Origin of the sequence: Aerococcus sp. Group 1 (assembly GCF_000193205.1) — a bacterium.
Taxonomy (GTDB): domain Bacteria; phylum Bacillota; class Bacilli; order Lactobacillales; family Aerococcaceae; genus Aerococcus; species Aerococcus urinae_A.
In genome coordinates this window covers 1,092,511-1,107,276 of record NC_015278.1, presented here as the reverse complement: position 1 = coordinate 1,107,276, position 14,766 = coordinate 1,092,511, and the positions used below count along the sequence as shown (strand labels likewise).

Sequence of the window (14,766 nt, the reverse complement as noted above, 5' to 3'; positions counted from 1 at the left end):
TTATTCAGTCCCCTCTTCTTGACTGGTGACTGTTTCTTCTGAATTATCTTCTTCACTATCATCGCCCCAGACACTATCATAAACAAAGTTAACTAAAGCACTGCGGGTGACAATACCGGTTAATTGCCGGTCACTATTGACAACTGGAATATTAGGCAAAGCCCCTTTTAGGATCCGTTGCATGGTATCTTGTACCAAGTCATCCTCTTGGACTGGATAAGTCCTTTGGTCCATTACCGCACTGACAGAAGCATCACGGGTTTGTTCATGAGTAATAGTTTCCAGGCTAATCCGTCCCATTAGATGGCGATAATCATCAATCACAAATAGCGAGTCCACATGGTTATTGCGCATAACCCGAATAGCATCGCTAATCGATTTGCGCAAACTAATCGTTAAGGGGTTTGTGTTCATAATTTCTTTAACCGTGATGATATTGGCCCGAGCCTGCATGAGACGGTCTTCACCCAAGAAATCGCGGACATAGTCATCTGCTGGATTTTGAATAATATTATCTGGAGTATCATATTGAACCAAATCGCCGTCCCGCCAAATAGCAATTCGGTCAGCCAAAGCCAATGCCTCATCCATATCATGAGTCACAAAAACAAAGGTTGACCCATATTCTCTTTGCAAATCCTTAACCAGTTCTTGCAAAGAATCCCTGGTAATGGGGTCTAAGGCTCCAAAGGGTTCATCCATTAAAACAATTTCTGGATTAGCGGCTAGGGCACGGATAACCCCAACCCGCTGTTGCTGTCCTCCTGATAGTTCGGAAGGATAGCGGTCAAGGAAATCTTCTGGTAATTCCACCCGCTTTAATAAGCGGTGGGCGATACGCTTACATTCTTCTTCGTCTACTTTTAGCAAGCGGGGAACTGTAACGATATTATCATAAATGGTCATATGAGGCATGAGTCCGATTTGTTGGATAACATAGCCAATTTTTCGTCTGAGGTCAACAGGATTTAAGTCGGTTGTTTTTTTGCCGTTGATTAAAATAGCGCCAGAACTGGGGTCATGCATCCGGTTTATCATACGGAGTGCAGTAGTTTTCCCACTACCCGATCGTCCGATAAAACAAACAAACTCACCATCATTAATCGTTAGGGACGATTTCTTCAAGGCCTGGACATTGCCAGGATAAATTTTCTCAACCTGATCAAATTCAATCATAGAATCTCCTTCTTTTTGAATTATTATTCCTGTGAATATTTTTCATAGTTTTAATATATCAATAAAATAAAAAGAATACAATTCTATCAGATAAATACTTTTATAATCCAAAAAGCTGAAATTGACTAAAAAGTTCTTCTGTGGTAAATCAATTACCCTTTCAACTTTTCAATCAACTTCAGCTTCTTAAGCGTTGTTGTAATTGCTAAGATTTAGTATATTTTTGTGAGCGGCTACTTAGGCATCTTCGCCCCATACTTCTTTTGCAACTTCGATTAATAATTTTATTTTTTCCATTGGTCTTCTTCACTAATCTTATTGCCAATTTTATTGGAAGAAAAGCCACATTGAGGGCTAATACTTAAACGATCTAAGGGAACATATTGACTGGCTTCTTTAATCCGGGCGATTAGGTCGTCTTGGCTTTCTAATTCAGCTGACTTTGTTGTGACTAAGCCTAAGACGACATGCTTGTCATCAGATACAGTCTTTAGAGGTTCAAAAGTTCCCGCCCGCTCAGAGTCATACTCTAGGAAGTAGGCATGGACATTTTCTTGGTCAAATAATGGACTTTGTACGGTGTCATAGCCTCCTGAAGCAAACCAAGTTGAGCGGAAATTTCCCCTGCAGACATGGGTATTTATCCTTAAATCAGAAGGTTTATTTGCGATAACTGCATTATTGACGCGGGCATAAAGGGCTTTTAATTCTTCGATTTTCCTTTGGCTATATTCACTACCATCGTAATCTTTACCCCCAGCTAAACGTCCCCAAGTACAATCGTCAAATTGAACGGTCCGACAGCCTGCTTGATAGAGGTCTTCAATGACTTGGCTATAGGCTTGGGTGATATCAGCTAATAAGTCGTCTAATTGGCTATATATCCCCTGAGTATATTCCTTATTAAAGTCACGTAAAACCTCTTGCAAGAATTGAGCTGGCGCTGGAATGGTTTGCTTAACGTCAACATGATCAGAAGCATGCGATTGGGTAAATTTGAAATGATCCACAAAGGGATGCTTATCACCAGTTATTTTATCAACAATTCGGCTGGTCACGGCAAAGACTTGTTCTCCGGAGAATTGAGTTCCCGCTTCTACTTCAACACGGTCAACGCCATTGAGTCCCCAGAAGAAGTCAAAATGCCAACTTTTACGGCGAAATTCACCATCCGTGATGGTCTTTAAACCAACGGCTTCTTCTTTTTTGATCAGGTCAATAATCGCTTGGTCTTCTATAGTTTTAAGTTCTGAATATTCAATTTCTCCGTTTTCAAATTTCGCTCTTGCATCAATGAGCTCTTGGGGACGTAGAAAAGACCCCACATGGTCATAACGAAATGGTGATTGTTTTAACTGAGTAAATTTTGGCATAATTAGCACTCCTTTTATTTTTAATTGATGTCATAAAAAAATCCCATCCCTGGAACAATAACCTTTCCTAGGGACGGGATAACCGTGGTACCACCCTGATTACTCCTCTATTGCTAGAGGAGTCACTTATACAATCTTTATCAATTGCTGCAAAGTAACGGTTGCTACCGTTTAGAAAGCCAACACCTTCTAAAACCTCCGAGTTCATCTTCACTGATTCAATCGTTATTAGCTCTCATCCCTACTAATTTTCTGTAAACGCTTTGAATAAGCTACTCTTCTCATCACAGTTAATTTATTTATTTGTTTTCTAGCATAGCAAGTCTTTGTCCTAAAGGCAAATCACTTTATCATCATTCTAGAAGGATGGACCGGAAGATCGATCACTATTGATTAGTTAAAAGCTTGATAAATCAACAGATCATTGACTAAAATTTGGTTAGTGATCGTTACACCCTATCTTATCAGATATATTTTTGATATCTATTGGTAATGCTTGCTCTCAAAACCAAGAGGATTATAAAAACACATCAGCTTATGATTGCTTATTCTTATCTAAAAAGTAAGCAACCGCAAATGAAATTACCATGGCAGAAATTAAGATATAAGATTGATATTGACTATAGGCTGCAGGACCTAAAAATAAGAATAGAGCTGCCGTAAAAATTAAAGGGGCAATGGCTATCTTTTTATTATTCAGTAACTGAGGGACTGTTATGGCACCAAAAAGAGCTGGCGTAATATGGTCAAAACCTGGTTTAAGGACAGGATGGTTTAAGATAGGCACTAGCCAGGATCCAATTAAAAATACCCCAGCAGCTAAAACCACAATAGTCACCAGTGAAGAGATCCCTACACAAATGATGGCAATCACATCCCCCTTCTCGCTTCCTGGACTGACCCCAGCAATTTTTTGCCCGGCTACTGTCACTGGCATCTTCATGTTAGTAATATTTCCGGTAATTGAACTCAAATACATGGCTCCAGAACCAAAAATGGGATAAAAGGACAAGTTCTCTACCACAGCCATGGGTAGAAAAATAGCGATTAGACTACTCCCAGCCGCTAAAGCCTTAGTAAAGGATAAACCGACTCCATACCAATAAGCCGTTCCTATCGGTACCATAAACATGGCAATCAAGGCAATTATACTGGTGATCTTGCCTAGTCGATTGATTTCTTGAGAAAATTCTTTTGAAGTGCGTATTTTTTTATCATTCATAGGCTAAACTCCTTAAAATATTTGTGCTTGCAGGATGACGGCCCCCATCCCTACTATTAAAGCAACGGGGAGGGAATAATCTTTTAGGCTAGTCCAGCCAAAACGCTTAGCTAAGAAATCGATGATTAAAGTCGTCAGTCCGGCGGCCAAGAAAGCAACTAGGGATGAGATATTTTTCGTATTAAATACATAAGGTGTCGATAAGGTAATCAACATTGCCGTAAATAAAGCGCCTGATACTAAAGCGACTATGTTCGTATTATGGCTTTCTTCCTTAGCTTTTTGGGAGACTTGGTCTAGCTTACCCATAAAGAGGATGTTAAATAGTATCCCCCATATGATCCCAATAGTCATCACAAACATAATAATAATGAAGACTTCTGCTGTCAGGTTAGGATCTGAAATATCGGTAAGTCCTTGACTTTGGGCAGCAATATTAGCCGCCATTCCCTCATAGCCAGCTGAACCAACAATCGATAGGCGAAGCCAAGGGAAGTATTTTCCTAAAGGTACAGATAAGGCTAGCATCATCACGATAATAGGCAGGGAAGGAACTACAGACAGCATGGCACTATTGGTCATTGCTCTTTTTAAAGTTTTTTTGGTCATTCCCAATTCCAGACCTCGGTTATAGGCATTCTTGATAAACAAGATCGCTTGAACGCTCACAATTAAAATGACAATGGCACACAAGATGAAAACGATCGAGCTGTTAGCAATTTCTAAGTAGTGAACTTCTTCGTTCATAGGCAGTCCTCTTTCATTTCGCTAGGGTAGGTATTTATTTAAGGTAGTTTAGGGCTGTTTCTTTATAGATATCGACGAAAGCTAAAAATTTATCTAAGGAGACATATTCATTTTCTTGGTGAGCGACTGAGGGTTCTCCTGGCCCATAAACCGCTAAATCATAGTCTTCACCAATTTGACCGAAATTAGAAGCATCTGTTGCTCCACCGGTAACGGTCAGCTCTAATTCATGACTGACACTGGATTGGATGGCTTTAATTAAATCATTATCTTCTGTTGAGGTTGCTGGTGGATTGTTTTGAAGAAGATTTAATTCTAAATACCCCTCACTCTTAGCATTTAACTCTTCGATACAGTCATTAATTATCGATAAAACTAAATCATTGTCCGCTTCAGGAACTGTCCGGGTATTGGCTTTCATTTTTACTAAACCAGCCACACTATTGATCTGAGTCCCCCCCTCGATCACTGTATTGACATTTAGGGTCTTCCCTAGGTCAGCATTATAAGCGGATTCAGTATTAAAGCTTTCATCAAAACGTTGATTACTTAAGTTGATATAATCAACCATTAACTGCAAGGCATCAATACCCACTTCTGGCATGGAAGAGTGAACAGTTTTCCCACGGGCAATAATTTCATATTGGATAGATCCTTTATGGGCATATATCACTGACTCACTCCCTGATGGTTCTGCAATTAAAAAGCCATCGGCATCATCTAAATAACCTGCTTCGACTAATTGTTTGGACCCATACATGCCAATCTCTTCACCAACCGTCAGGGCTAAGCGTAGACAACCTTTAAAATTGGCGCCGGCTTCCTTTAATTCAATGGCAGCCAAAACCAAGTCAACCAAACCAGACTTCATATCTGAAGTCCCCCTGCCATAGATTTTTCCATCATGAATCTCTCCAGCAAAAGGTGGATAGGTCCAATCACTAGGGTCGCCTGCAGATACGACATCGAAATGCCCTGAATAGACTAAGACCTTTCCTTCTCCACCTTCACTACCATGGATATTGGCAATAAGCGAAGAGCGCCCAGCTTGGTATTCAATAATTTCGCTCTCAATACCATACTTAGCCAGTAAGCGGCTAAAATATTCAGCGACCTCTGCCTCTCGATCATTTTCACTTTCAATTGCTAATACATCGCGTAAAATCTGTAATTTTTCCTCATCCGTAAACAGCATAAGAATGCCTCCTTTATTATGTTACAAATTCTTATTAAAAATCGTTTATTTTTTAATAATACCATAAAAAGGAAAAATTGGTTAGATATTCTTACATAAAAAATAGTTTAAAATGAATAAAACCTAGCTAAAAATAAAAAAGAGCCCATGGTCTAACCATGAGCTCTTAGTGTTTATAACAGAGACTTAATCGCTTATTTAGCTGGGAAGATTACGCCACCTAATTGACGACCACCAGCATCCCCTGTAGGTTGGGAAATATAGTCATCTGCACCAGTGTGAACAATTAGGGCTGTCCCGTTACCTTCATTATGAAGGGAATATTTAGCATCCTCTTTTAGAGAAAGGCCTTCAATTTCGTAGACCCCTTTAAAATCACCACTAGCTGGCACTTCAATGTTTGGTAAGTCACCTAAGTGAGGCCCATTTTCTGATTTTTTACCATGGTCAACACCTGTTGGGTTGAAGTGACTTTTTGCATCAGCAAATTCTTCTTCTGGAGATGCAGCACCATATTCGTGAATGTGCATTGCAAATTCACCTTCTGGTAAACCGTGAAAATCTACAGTAACTTTTACCTTACCGTCACCTTCTTCAAAAGTAGCGGTACCTGAATCTTCACCTTTTTGATTAAGCATGTTAACAACAACTTTTTCATCTGACATATGCAAAACTCCTTTCCTCTTTAACTACTCTCATCATATCATTTTTATTTGATAAAGAACAAATAATATGCTTTATTACCACTCCTGACTGGAAAGATAGCGCTGGCGTTTATTTTCCAGTTCAGGGATATTTTCTGACATAAAGTGATTCCAAAGTTTTTGGTTGTTACCGTGCCGGGCAATAATATTGTTATCTGGCTTATTCGCACTGTCCCTGCTTGCTTCCATACGAACTTGGTAATCATCCCACACCACTTCGAGGAATTGGTCCAGATCTTCTACAGCAACATCATTATTAAGGCGATAATTATTGGCTTGCCGTATCAAGGTTTCCTTTTGCCGGTCACTATCAAATGCAGCTAAATAGCCATGAATGACCATATAGAAGGCAATTTCATCGTTAATCCCTTTAAAATTGAAAGCAATACTAATCCCTGCCTGCGCTAGCTCATCATAAGTAATAGTTTTTACAAGTTCCAGATATTGACCGAATTGAGTTTTTAAGATTACTTTCTTTTTTTACTTGACCCTAATGTCAAAGTTTCTTCTCTCCTTTATGCCTATATACCTAACGTTAATGCCCTTGCTTAATTATCCGGTGATTATATTTTTCATCTTGGCGTAAGTATAATAATTTTCCTCCGCTATCGGTAGATAATGGTGAAGGGTCCTTAGGATCTGCTGTTGTCAGCACCCAGTACATGTTCTGATAACCGTAACGCTCAAAACCGTCATCGCCGTAACCATCAGTAAAATAGACAGATACTGAATTTCTATCATTAAACCCATTTTCATGTAACCATTCAAAGGCTGGTGCAAAACTGGTTCCTCCCCGACCCTCAAATTGGAACTGGTCGACATTACTTTGATCCAGTTTATTAACACCGACCACCTGGGTATCTACTTGGACCACCCAAATATCAGTCCCTAAAGTTTTATTAATATTAGCAAGCTCTGCTAAGCTGTATGCTAAGGCCTCAGCATTTTGCGAAGCACTGGTATCAATGAAGGCCACTAATTGGGCAGCAGTATCTAAAGTCCTTCCCGGTAGGTCGATCCGATAAGGTTGGCGGCGATTGACCCGGTTTTTGGAATAGCGATAAGGAATTGGTGCTTGACCCAAACCGCGCATGATAATGTCCTTCCAATTCAGAGAACGTTGCTTAAAGAGAACTTGAACTTTTTCTTTAATATTACCACTGAGATGTTGGCGCATTTCTTCATCCATATTTTCATAAGCCTTACGTACAATGCCGTTAATGATTTTTCGGTGTAAGTCATTATTCTTACTTTGAGGAATTACAGGCTGCATGGAATGATTTTTCTTCATTTCATCATTTAATTGTTCTGCCGATTCTATTCGCAATTCCCGAGCCTTTTCAGGGTCAAAATTTTTGCTGAGTTGACTATAGGTATCATTCATATCTCCACTGCCCTTCATCTTCTCAAAGGTTGACCATACCCGGTCATGGCTATGGTGTTTGGGGTCATCGCGAGCAGCTTTCAGCTCTTGATAGTAATATAAAGAACCCTGTTTCTCGTTAAGAGAATTTTTAGACAGCAATTGCTTCATACTATCAAGGCTGGCTGCATGGTCTGGAAGGTCATCGATATATTGATTAACTTCAGTATCCATGGCTACACTCATCATTTTGCCATCTTCTTCATTGAGGAAGGCCCAGTCATAGTCAGTCAAGTGATTAAAAATAATATGGTAACAAATTTGACGGATGCCAGCTAACATTTGCTTTGGACCCTGATAGTACATGAAAAACAAGACCGGATTGACTGACAGGGTTAAGCTAGTTCCCTCAACGCTAACGTTAAGCGGTTTAGCCAAGTCTTCAGACATCCTGCGGTCCATCTGGTATAAAACTCCAGCAAAAAGAACATCTCCAGCGCCATGATAAGAACGATTTGCCATGAGTTTAGCACATAAAAGACCAATGAATTCATCCATTAGTTGAGAAAATTTATCATAGTCCTCCGACCATCCGAAATTCATATAGATGATGAAGGCATAATTTAGTTCACGAAAGAGCTGATTGATATCATCATAAAAAAGATCCGTCTTATGGCTTTTATCTACCTTTTCTTCCTGAATAGGTTGGCTCTGCATTCGATTCATCGCTCTCACCTCTTTTATTCCTTTTCTAGTCCCGGAAATATTAGTCCTTATCTTCTAAATCTGATCCACTGGCCATGGTGATGGCATAAGCTTTATCGATAAAGCGTTCATCTTCACTTAGTCTTGCTCTTAATTCTTCTAAAGCACTCCCTGCTTCAGCTTGCATTAGGCGAGTGACTAAGGAATAGATTAAGTCAGGGTCAGCGAGTAAAAATAGATCAACATAGCGGCTAAGCAGATCCTGCTCCTTGATGAGCTCCTTATGATCCAATAGCGATTGCGTTAAGTCTTGAATAATTCTTTTCTTCCTAATCGCAGGCATTTTTAAAAAACGTTCTTTGATTGAATCAGGTAAGTCTGCACTATCTAAATCAATAATTTCTTTAGGACTAATATAGTCCCCTTGGTGATTTTCTAGATAAGACAAGAAGACCTGTCCGGCCTCTTCACCAATACAGCCGTCGATCCCTTCAACTAAGAAGGCGAGTAAGTCATCATCTTTAATTTGTGTCGGATCAATCCCCATGGCTTCATAATCATAAAGCAAGTGGGATAAACGCTCATAAGCACGGGGAGTTGGGTTCTTATCCCGGGTTTCATCAATAACAATGAAATATTGACGCCCTTCTGCTTGAAGATAGTCCCTGACTAGCGGATGGATGTTAGTCTGACCCGACTCATTCTCCTGGTCAGCAAAGCTCTTAATCCAATGGTCTAAATTAGCGCCCATCCGAATGCGCATGGTACGGTCATTAATAGCTAAATCACGTGCACTCGTTGCATAAGCGTTGCCCTCAAAACCTTCTGTATCGCTAGAAGGGTTCTCTGCGGTAATAATAATGACATTATCGGGTAAGTGAATTCCCATTAGATGACGTTGTAATACCAAGTTCATGAGTTCGCTTTGAACCATGGCAATGGGACGGTTAAATTCATCTAAAAATAAGATCACCTTATGGTCTGGGTTTGCCTTGGCTTCATCCACTGCCCCTTGAATTTGGGGGTTGAGATAATATTCAATGCGGTCCTCTTTGGGGATGGGCATGGTTAAGTCCCCTGGTTGTAGTAAGGAACAGGTCATTTCATAAAACCCATAGCCCAAGTCTCGGGCTAAATTTTGTACCAGTTGCGTCTTACCGATCCCGCCGTGTCCAACAATATCTACTACAATATCTGATTCAGCTTTTAATAGTAATTTCATTCCTTTATAAACGGCTTGATAAGTTAGTCCTGGTGTACGATCGGCCATTTCAAAACCTCTTTCTTCTTTAATCTCTAAGGGATATTATAGCTAAAAGCCCAGCTTATTCCTATTGATGTGTTTAGCGAAGTTAACTTAAAGAGACTAAACATATTTTTTAAAGGCATTGTGTGCTAAAGTTAAGATAAATAAGAATCTAAGTGAAAGCAAAAGAAAGGAAAAATTATGACTGAAAGCTTTAAAGATATCAAATTAGTTGCTAGTGATATGGATGGGACCCTCTTAAATGACCAAGGTGAATTACCTAAGCAACTTGGTTCCTATATGGGTGACTTGCAGGCCCAAGGGGTTATTTTCGGGATTGCTTCGGGTAAACCCTATTATGCTCTAGAAGCAGTCTTTAAAGACCGGATAAAAGAAATGGCCTTAGTCTGCTCTGGCGGGACCTTTGTCAGCTATCAGGAAGAGACCGTTTATAATTCAACCATTCCCAAGGTTGGTTATAGGAACTTAGTTCGTTTAATTAAAGAGGCTTCCAAAGGAATTCCCGCTCTAATAGCTAATGATAAGGCTTATTTTGATTACCAAGCAAAACCTTACTACGATGATTTTAGCGATTATGTAAAGATTGAATTTGTTGAGGATTTAAGTCAAGTAGAAGCTGAAGTGAATAAAGTAACTGCTTACTTCCCTGACTATGACAATAAAGACTACCTCCAAGAGTATCAAGAGCAAATTTCCGGCCCTTACACCGTGATGCCTAGTGGCGCAAAGTGGATTGATATCACTATGGAAGGCCAATCAAAGGGTCACGGTTTAGATAAATTACTGGAAAAACTTAATTATTCTCCGCGTGAATTAGTCGTTATTGGTGATAGTGGGAACGATACCGAAATGCTCTCCTTAACCCCTCATTCCTTTGCCATGAAGAACGCAACTGACCAGGTCAAATCTTACGCCAACTATACAACCAGCCAAAGCAACAATGATCAAGGCGTTCTTGAGGTCTATAAAAAGGTACTAGCTTCTAAAAATGAAAGCAAGTAGCACGCTTAAATATCATATAGGGTATCGATTAATTTATGAATAAAATATAGCGAAAGGAGTCCTATTAATGACGAAAATTAACCGTCAATGGATCAGTCAATTACCAGTGAAGGACATTCAAAAGCTTCATCCCGTTTCAGGTGGAGACGTCAACGATGCTTATCGCATCGATAGTAATAATGGCCCTTATTTTCTCCTGGTTCAAAAGAATACTCCAGCTTCCTTTTATGACAGTGAGGTTGCTGGTCTTAAGGCCTTTGAAAAGGCAGGTATTACTGCACCAAAAGTGATCAGTCAGGGGGAAATTAATGGGGACGCCTATCTTCTCTTGACTTATCTTGATGAAGGCTTTTCAGGAGACCAAAAGCGATTGGGTGAATTAATCAGTAACTTACACCATGTCCACAGCGACAATGGTCAATTTGGCTTTGACCTGGATTATCAAGGAGCCAGCTTAACCTTCTCAAATGCCTGGAGTTCCTCTTGGCCTGACTTTTTCATTAAACAAAGGCTAGATCCCCTCCATGATTATCTGATGGACCACCAACTATGGCAACAGGCCGAAAGTGAGGCCTACCAAGAAATTCGCGCCATCATTATAGATAGCTTGAGCCAGCATAAAAGTCACCCTTCCCTCCTACATGGCGACTTATGGTCAGGTAATTTTATGTTTTTAAGCGATGGTCGACCGGCTATCTTTGATCCTGCCCCTTTTTACGGCGATCGTGAGTTTGATATTGGGGTCTCCATGGTCTTTGGCGGTTTTAACCATGATTTTTATCAAAGTTACCAAGTGCATTACCCCATGGCTGAAGGTTATGAATTCCGCTTAGAATTTTATCAGTTATATTTACTTATGCTACATTTGGCTAAGTTTGGAACTGTGTATTATGACAGTGTCGATGCTACTATGAGAAGAATAAAAGTAAAGGCTAAATAGGCCTTTACTCTTTTTTGGTGGGCATTTTGAAAAATAACCATAACCCAAATATTATACCTATGACAATAATTAGTAATCTGACAGGCTTAAGTGGGACAAAATAAATGGATATAGCCATTACGGTATAGGTAATGAGTATAATTTGTACTTTCTTTTTTAAAGGAATCCCACCACCATCTTCAAAATCTGCTCCATAATATTGGTAGATTTTTGTACTTTTCAGCCATTGATCAAAGCGCTTAGAGCTACGCGCAAAGGCCCAGGCTGCTAATAGCATGAATGGAGTTGTTGGTAATACAGGGATAAAGGTTCCCAAGGCACCTAAAGCGAAGGAAGTCCAACCTAAAATGAGATAAAAATAACGCATTCAACCAGCTCCTTTAAAATATAGGTTATATCTATAATAACAGTAAAAGAGCCTGAAGATAAGAAATAATCCATAACTATTATATTCTATTTATTTTCTCAATAGTGTAGACATTTTGCCAAATTCATTTTACAATGATTAAGAAAGCGTTTAATTTTTAATCACGCTAAATATCAAATAATCAAATTGTTAAACAGGAAATCCCTGGCTTAGCGAAAGGAGTTTTTTTAATTGAAAATTGTCGGTATTATTGGTAACAATGCTTCTAAGTCTCATAACCGTCTTTTAATTGAACATATGGCCAATAAATTCGGTGACGAAGTTGAATTTGAAGTTGCTGAAATTAATGAAATCCCTCTATTTAACGCAGATTACATGGGACAAGATGTTCCTGATGTGGTCAATGAATTAGCTGACAAAATTGAAGCTGCTGATGGCGTTGTTATTTCAACAGCTGAATATGACCACGCTATTACCGCCGCTCTTAAGAGTGTTATCGAATGGTTATCAAGTGTTCGTAAACCTTTCCAAAACAAACCTGTGATGATTGTGGGGGCTTCATTAGGTACCCTAGGTTCTGTTCGTGCCCAAGATAACTTACGTAATATTTTCACTTCTCCAGGTTTATATGCTAGAGTTTTCCCAGGTGCAGAATTTTTAATGGGACAAGCTGCTAACAAATTTGACGAAACCGGTCGCATGACTGATGAAGGGACAGATAAATTCTTAGACATGCTCTTCCATCAATTCCTTGATTTCATTAAAGAACAACAAGAAGACTAATTAATCATTCACTTCTGTGAGCCATAGCTGTTGGATTCCCAGCAACTATGGTTTTATTTTTACTTTTAGTATATATTCAGGAGGTCAACTTATGCTCAAAGTATCCCGAGTCGTTACTGAGGTCTTGGAGGCTAATACCTATCTAGTCTATAACGAGCAAAATAAAGAAGCCTTAATTATTGATCCCGGTTCTTCAGCGGGCAGAATTCGTTCTGAAATTCAAAAGCTACAACTAAAACCCCTAGCTGTCTTAATTACTCATGGTCATTGTGACCATATTGGTGCCCTAGACGATATCCGTCAATATTACCAAATTCCGGTCTATATTAATCAAGCTGAGTCGCCCTGGTTAAGTGATCCTATGTATAACATGAGTCCCTTTATTGGTTTAGGTCACTTGACTTTTCAAGCGGCAGATTCCTACTACCAAGATGACCAGGAGCAAAGTATAGGAAGTATTAGCTTTACTCCCATTCATACACCAGGTCATACTCATGGAAGTACTTGTTTATTCTTTAATAACAGCGACCATCCCTTTATGATGACTGGTGATACCCTCTTTAAAGGAACGATCGGTCGAACCGATTTTCCGGGTGGAGATAGTCAAGCGATTATGCAAAGTATTCCCCGAAAATTGTTTACTTTACCAGACCAGACCTTGGTTTATCCAGGCCATTACGGGTCTTCTACCATTGCTGAAGAAAAATTAACAAATCCCTTTTTTAATTAAATAGCAAAGCACCCCTCAAGGATCACTTATCCTTCTAAGTCATCTTGAGGAGTGCTTTTTCTTTTATTCGGCTAATTGGTCCATAATAGCTACGATTGCTTTTAACATTTCAGGATCGTAAGGGCTATGTCCACTGGCTTCTACCAGGTGTAAATTTGATTTTGGACATGCTTGGTGGAGTTGATAGGCTGAAATTGGTGGGCAAATGACATCATACCGGCCTTGGACAATTTCCATCGGGATATCATTAAAGCGGTGAACATTATTTAAAATATAATTATCTTCATCAAAAAACATATGATTTTCAAAGTAATGCGATTCTAAAACGGCTGTCGTTTCTTCACTTGGACTCAGTTGGTCTTCTTCGGGAAAATGAGGCAGTAGGGTCAATAAGGAAGATTCCCACTTGGCCCAATACCTACATGCCGCTTGATGAGCTTCTTTATCTCCCTGATGGATTTTTTGATAATAAGCATGGACGCAATTTTTTTGCTCCTCATCGCTCAAGAACGACAGGTATTTTTCGTAAGCTTCGGGATAAAATTTTGCTGCCCCACCTTCATACAACCAATCGATTTCTTCTTGACGGCCTAGAAAGATCCCTCTTAGTATTAATTGTTCCACCCGTTCAGGATGTAAAATGGCGTAGACCAAAGCCAAGGTCGACCCGTAAGAGCCCCCAAAAACAAACCAGTTGTCATAACCATAGTATTCACGGATCAGTTCCATATCGCGGACGCTATCAAAAGGTGTATTATTCTCGGTAGATAAAAAAGGCTTACTCTTCCCAGTCCCTCGTTGGTCAAATAAAATAATATGATATTTTTCAGGATCGAAAAATAAGCGGCAACTTGGAGTAATCTCACTCCCAGGACCTCCATGTAGAAAAATAACTGGCTGGCCTTTTGTGTTTCCACAGTCTTCGACATACAATTTATGCTGATCGTCCACTTGTAAGTAAAAGCTTTGATTGACAGCTGTATTTTGATAACCTGCTTCCATTGTCAAACCCCTTTCCTAATAACTGCACTAACTTTCTCTTTATAGTATACCCTAAAGCTTGTTTCGTCTATTAAAATAATTAAGTAAATTCATAAAGAAAGTAATGGTTTAGAACTTTTAAGCGAAACTCTGCCGAGCGATTAGTATATAAAAAGGCCTAGCAGTAGACGCTTTGTTCCACTGCTAGAAC

At 39.5% G+C, this 14,766-nt stretch carries 14 protein-coding genes, 1 pseudogene and 1 other annotated feature; of the genes and pseudogenes, 4 read left to right on the top strand and 11 right to left on the bottom strand.

What is annotated here, in order from left to right:
* The 9 genes and pseudogenes from HMPREF9243_RS05120 to HMPREF9243_RS05080 form a co-directional block, all read right to left on the bottom strand.
* Positions 1-1,176 (bottom strand): ABC transporter ATP-binding protein, encoded by a 1,176-nt coding sequence (locus HMPREF9243_RS05120; RefSeq protein ID WP_013669957.1) that lies wholly within the window; start codon positions 1,174-1,176, stop codon positions 1-3.
* Between the two features lie 237 nt (positions 1,177-1,413).
* Positions 1,414-2,549, bottom strand: a pseudogene (locus HMPREF9243_RS05115) (5-methyltetrahydropteroyltriglutamate--homocysteine S-methyltransferase).
* 66 nt (positions 2,550-2,615) lie between these two features.
* Positions 2,616-2,846 (bottom strand) — a binding site (T-box leader).
* A 238-nt stretch (positions 2,847-3,084) separates the two neighbouring features.
* Positions 3,085-3,771 (bottom strand): hypothetical protein, encoded by a 687-nt coding sequence (locus HMPREF9243_RS05110; RefSeq protein WP_013669904.1) that lies wholly within the window; start codon positions 3,769-3,771, stop codon positions 3,085-3,087.
* Positions 3,772-3,783: 12 nt separating this feature from the next.
* Positions 3,784-4,518 carry a DUF5058 family protein gene (locus tag HMPREF9243_RS05105; RefSeq protein ID WP_013668938.1) on the bottom strand — a complete coding sequence of 245 codons (735 nt, stop codon included), beginning with the start codon at positions 4,516-4,518 and terminating at the stop codon, positions 3,784-3,786.
* 34 nt (positions 4,519-4,552) lie between these two features.
* Complete coding sequence (locus tag HMPREF9243_RS05100; RefSeq protein ID WP_013669023.1) at positions 4,553-5,713, bottom strand: ArgE/DapE family deacylase; 1,161 nt, start codon at positions 5,711-5,713, stop codon at positions 4,553-4,555.
* A gap of 194 nt (positions 5,714-5,907) precedes the next feature.
* A complete protein-coding gene (locus HMPREF9243_RS05095) occupies positions 5,908-6,378 on the bottom strand; it encodes a superoxide dismutase family protein (RefSeq protein WP_013669735.1) in 471 nt (156 codons plus the stop codon).
* 75 nt (positions 6,379-6,453) lie between these two features.
* A complete protein-coding gene (locus HMPREF9243_RS05090) occupies positions 6,454-6,759 on the bottom strand; it encodes a hypothetical protein (protein WP_013668506.1) in 306 nt (101 codons plus the stop codon).
* 193 nt (positions 6,760-6,952) lie between these two features.
* Entirely contained in the window at positions 6,953-8,506 is a 1,554-nt protein-coding gene (locus HMPREF9243_RS05085) for a VWA-like domain-containing protein (RefSeq protein ID WP_013670115.1), read from the bottom strand.
* A gap of 40 nt (positions 8,507-8,546) precedes the next feature.
* Entirely contained in the window at positions 8,547-9,755 is a 1,209-nt protein-coding gene (locus tag HMPREF9243_RS05080; RefSeq protein WP_013668692.1) for an ATP-binding protein, read from the bottom strand.
* Positions 9,756-9,932: 177 nt separating this feature from the next.
* On the opposite strand from HMPREF9243_RS05080, the gene HMPREF9243_RS05075 reads away from it, so the two are divergent.
* Positions 9,933-10,754, top strand: coding sequence for an HAD family hydrolase (locus tag HMPREF9243_RS05075; protein WP_013669485.1), 822 nt, complete (start codon positions 9,933-9,935; stop codon positions 10,752-10,754).
* Between the two features lie 67 nt (positions 10,755-10,821).
* Positions 10,822-11,694: a fructosamine kinase family protein gene (locus HMPREF9243_RS05070; protein ID WP_013669302.1), complete on the top strand. Its 873-nt coding sequence runs from the start codon at positions 10,822-10,824 to the stop codon at positions 11,692-11,694.
* A gap of 4 nt (positions 11,695-11,698) precedes the next feature.
* Here the strand turns inward: HMPREF9243_RS05070 and HMPREF9243_RS05065 are convergent, their stop codons facing one another.
* Entirely contained in the window at positions 11,699-12,061 is a 363-nt protein-coding gene (locus HMPREF9243_RS05065) for a YbaN family protein (RefSeq protein ID WP_013669354.1), read from the bottom strand.
* 231 nt (positions 12,062-12,292) lie between these two features.
* Between HMPREF9243_RS05065 and HMPREF9243_RS05060 the strand changes: the two genes are divergently transcribed.
* Positions 12,293-12,844 (top strand): NADPH-dependent FMN reductase, encoded by a 552-nt coding sequence (locus HMPREF9243_RS05060; RefSeq protein WP_013670063.1) that lies wholly within the window; start codon positions 12,293-12,295, stop codon positions 12,842-12,844.
* Between the two features lie 91 nt (positions 12,845-12,935).
* Positions 12,936-13,574: an MBL fold metallo-hydrolase gene (locus HMPREF9243_RS05055; RefSeq protein WP_013669525.1), complete on the top strand. Its 639-nt coding sequence runs from the start codon at positions 12,936-12,938 to the stop codon at positions 13,572-13,574.
* Between the two features lie 63 nt (positions 13,575-13,637).
* Here the strand turns inward: HMPREF9243_RS05055 and pip are convergent, their stop codons facing one another.
* A complete protein-coding gene (gene pip / locus HMPREF9243_RS05050) occupies positions 13,638-14,576 on the bottom strand; it encodes a prolyl aminopeptidase (RefSeq protein ID WP_013668789.1) in 939 nt (312 codons plus the stop codon).
* Positions 14,577-14,766: the final 190 nt, after the last annotated feature.

Excerpts from the sequence above, each read along its gene's own strand:
- HMPREF9243_RS05085 (WP_013670115.1), bottom strand. The coding sequence starts at position 8,506 with ATGAATCGAATGCAGAGCCAACCTATTCAGGAAGAAAAGGTAGATAAA.
- HMPREF9243_RS05110 (WP_013669904.1), bottom strand. The coding sequence starts at position 3,771 with ATGAATGATAAAAAAATACGCACTTCAAAAGAATTTTCTCAAGAAATC.
- HMPREF9243_RS05095 (WP_013669735.1), bottom strand. The coding sequence starts at position 6,378 with ATGTCAGATGAAAAAGTTGTTGTTAACATGCTTAATCAAAAAGGTGAA.
- HMPREF9243_RS05070 (WP_013669302.1), top strand. The coding sequence starts at position 10,822 with ATGACGAAAATTAACCGTCAATGGATCAGTCAATTACCAGTGAAGGAC.
- HMPREF9243_RS05090 (WP_013668506.1), bottom strand. The coding sequence starts at position 6,759 with ATGGTCATTCATGGCTATTTAGCTGCATTTGATAGTGACCGGCAAAAG.
- HMPREF9243_RS05075 (WP_013669485.1), top strand. The coding sequence starts at position 9,933 with ATGACTGAAAGCTTTAAAGATATCAAATTAGTTGCTAGTGATATGGAT.
- HMPREF9243_RS05100 (WP_013669023.1), bottom strand. The coding sequence starts at position 5,713 with ATGCTGTTTACGGATGAGGAAAAATTACAGATTTTACGCGATGTATTA.
- pip (WP_013668789.1), bottom strand. The coding sequence starts at position 14,576 with ATGGAAGCAGGTTATCAAAATACAGCTGTCAATCAAAGCTTTTACTTA.
- HMPREF9243_RS05055 (WP_013669525.1), top strand. The coding sequence starts at position 12,936 with ATGCTCAAAGTATCCCGAGTCGTTACTGAGGTCTTGGAGGCTAATACC.
- HMPREF9243_RS05065 (WP_013669354.1), bottom strand. The coding sequence starts at position 12,061 with ATGCGTTATTTTTATCTCATTTTAGGTTGGACTTCCTTCGCTTTAGGT.
- HMPREF9243_RS05120 (WP_013669957.1), bottom strand. The coding sequence starts at position 1,176 with ATGATTGAATTTGATCAGGTTGAGAAAATTTATCCTGGCAATGTCCAG.
- HMPREF9243_RS05080 (WP_013668692.1), bottom strand. The coding sequence starts at position 9,755 with ATGGCCGATCGTACACCAGGACTAACTTATCAAGCCGTTTATAAAGGA.
- HMPREF9243_RS05105 (WP_013668938.1), bottom strand. The coding sequence starts at position 4,518 with ATGAACGAAGAAGTTCACTACTTAGAAATTGCTAACAGCTCGATCGTT.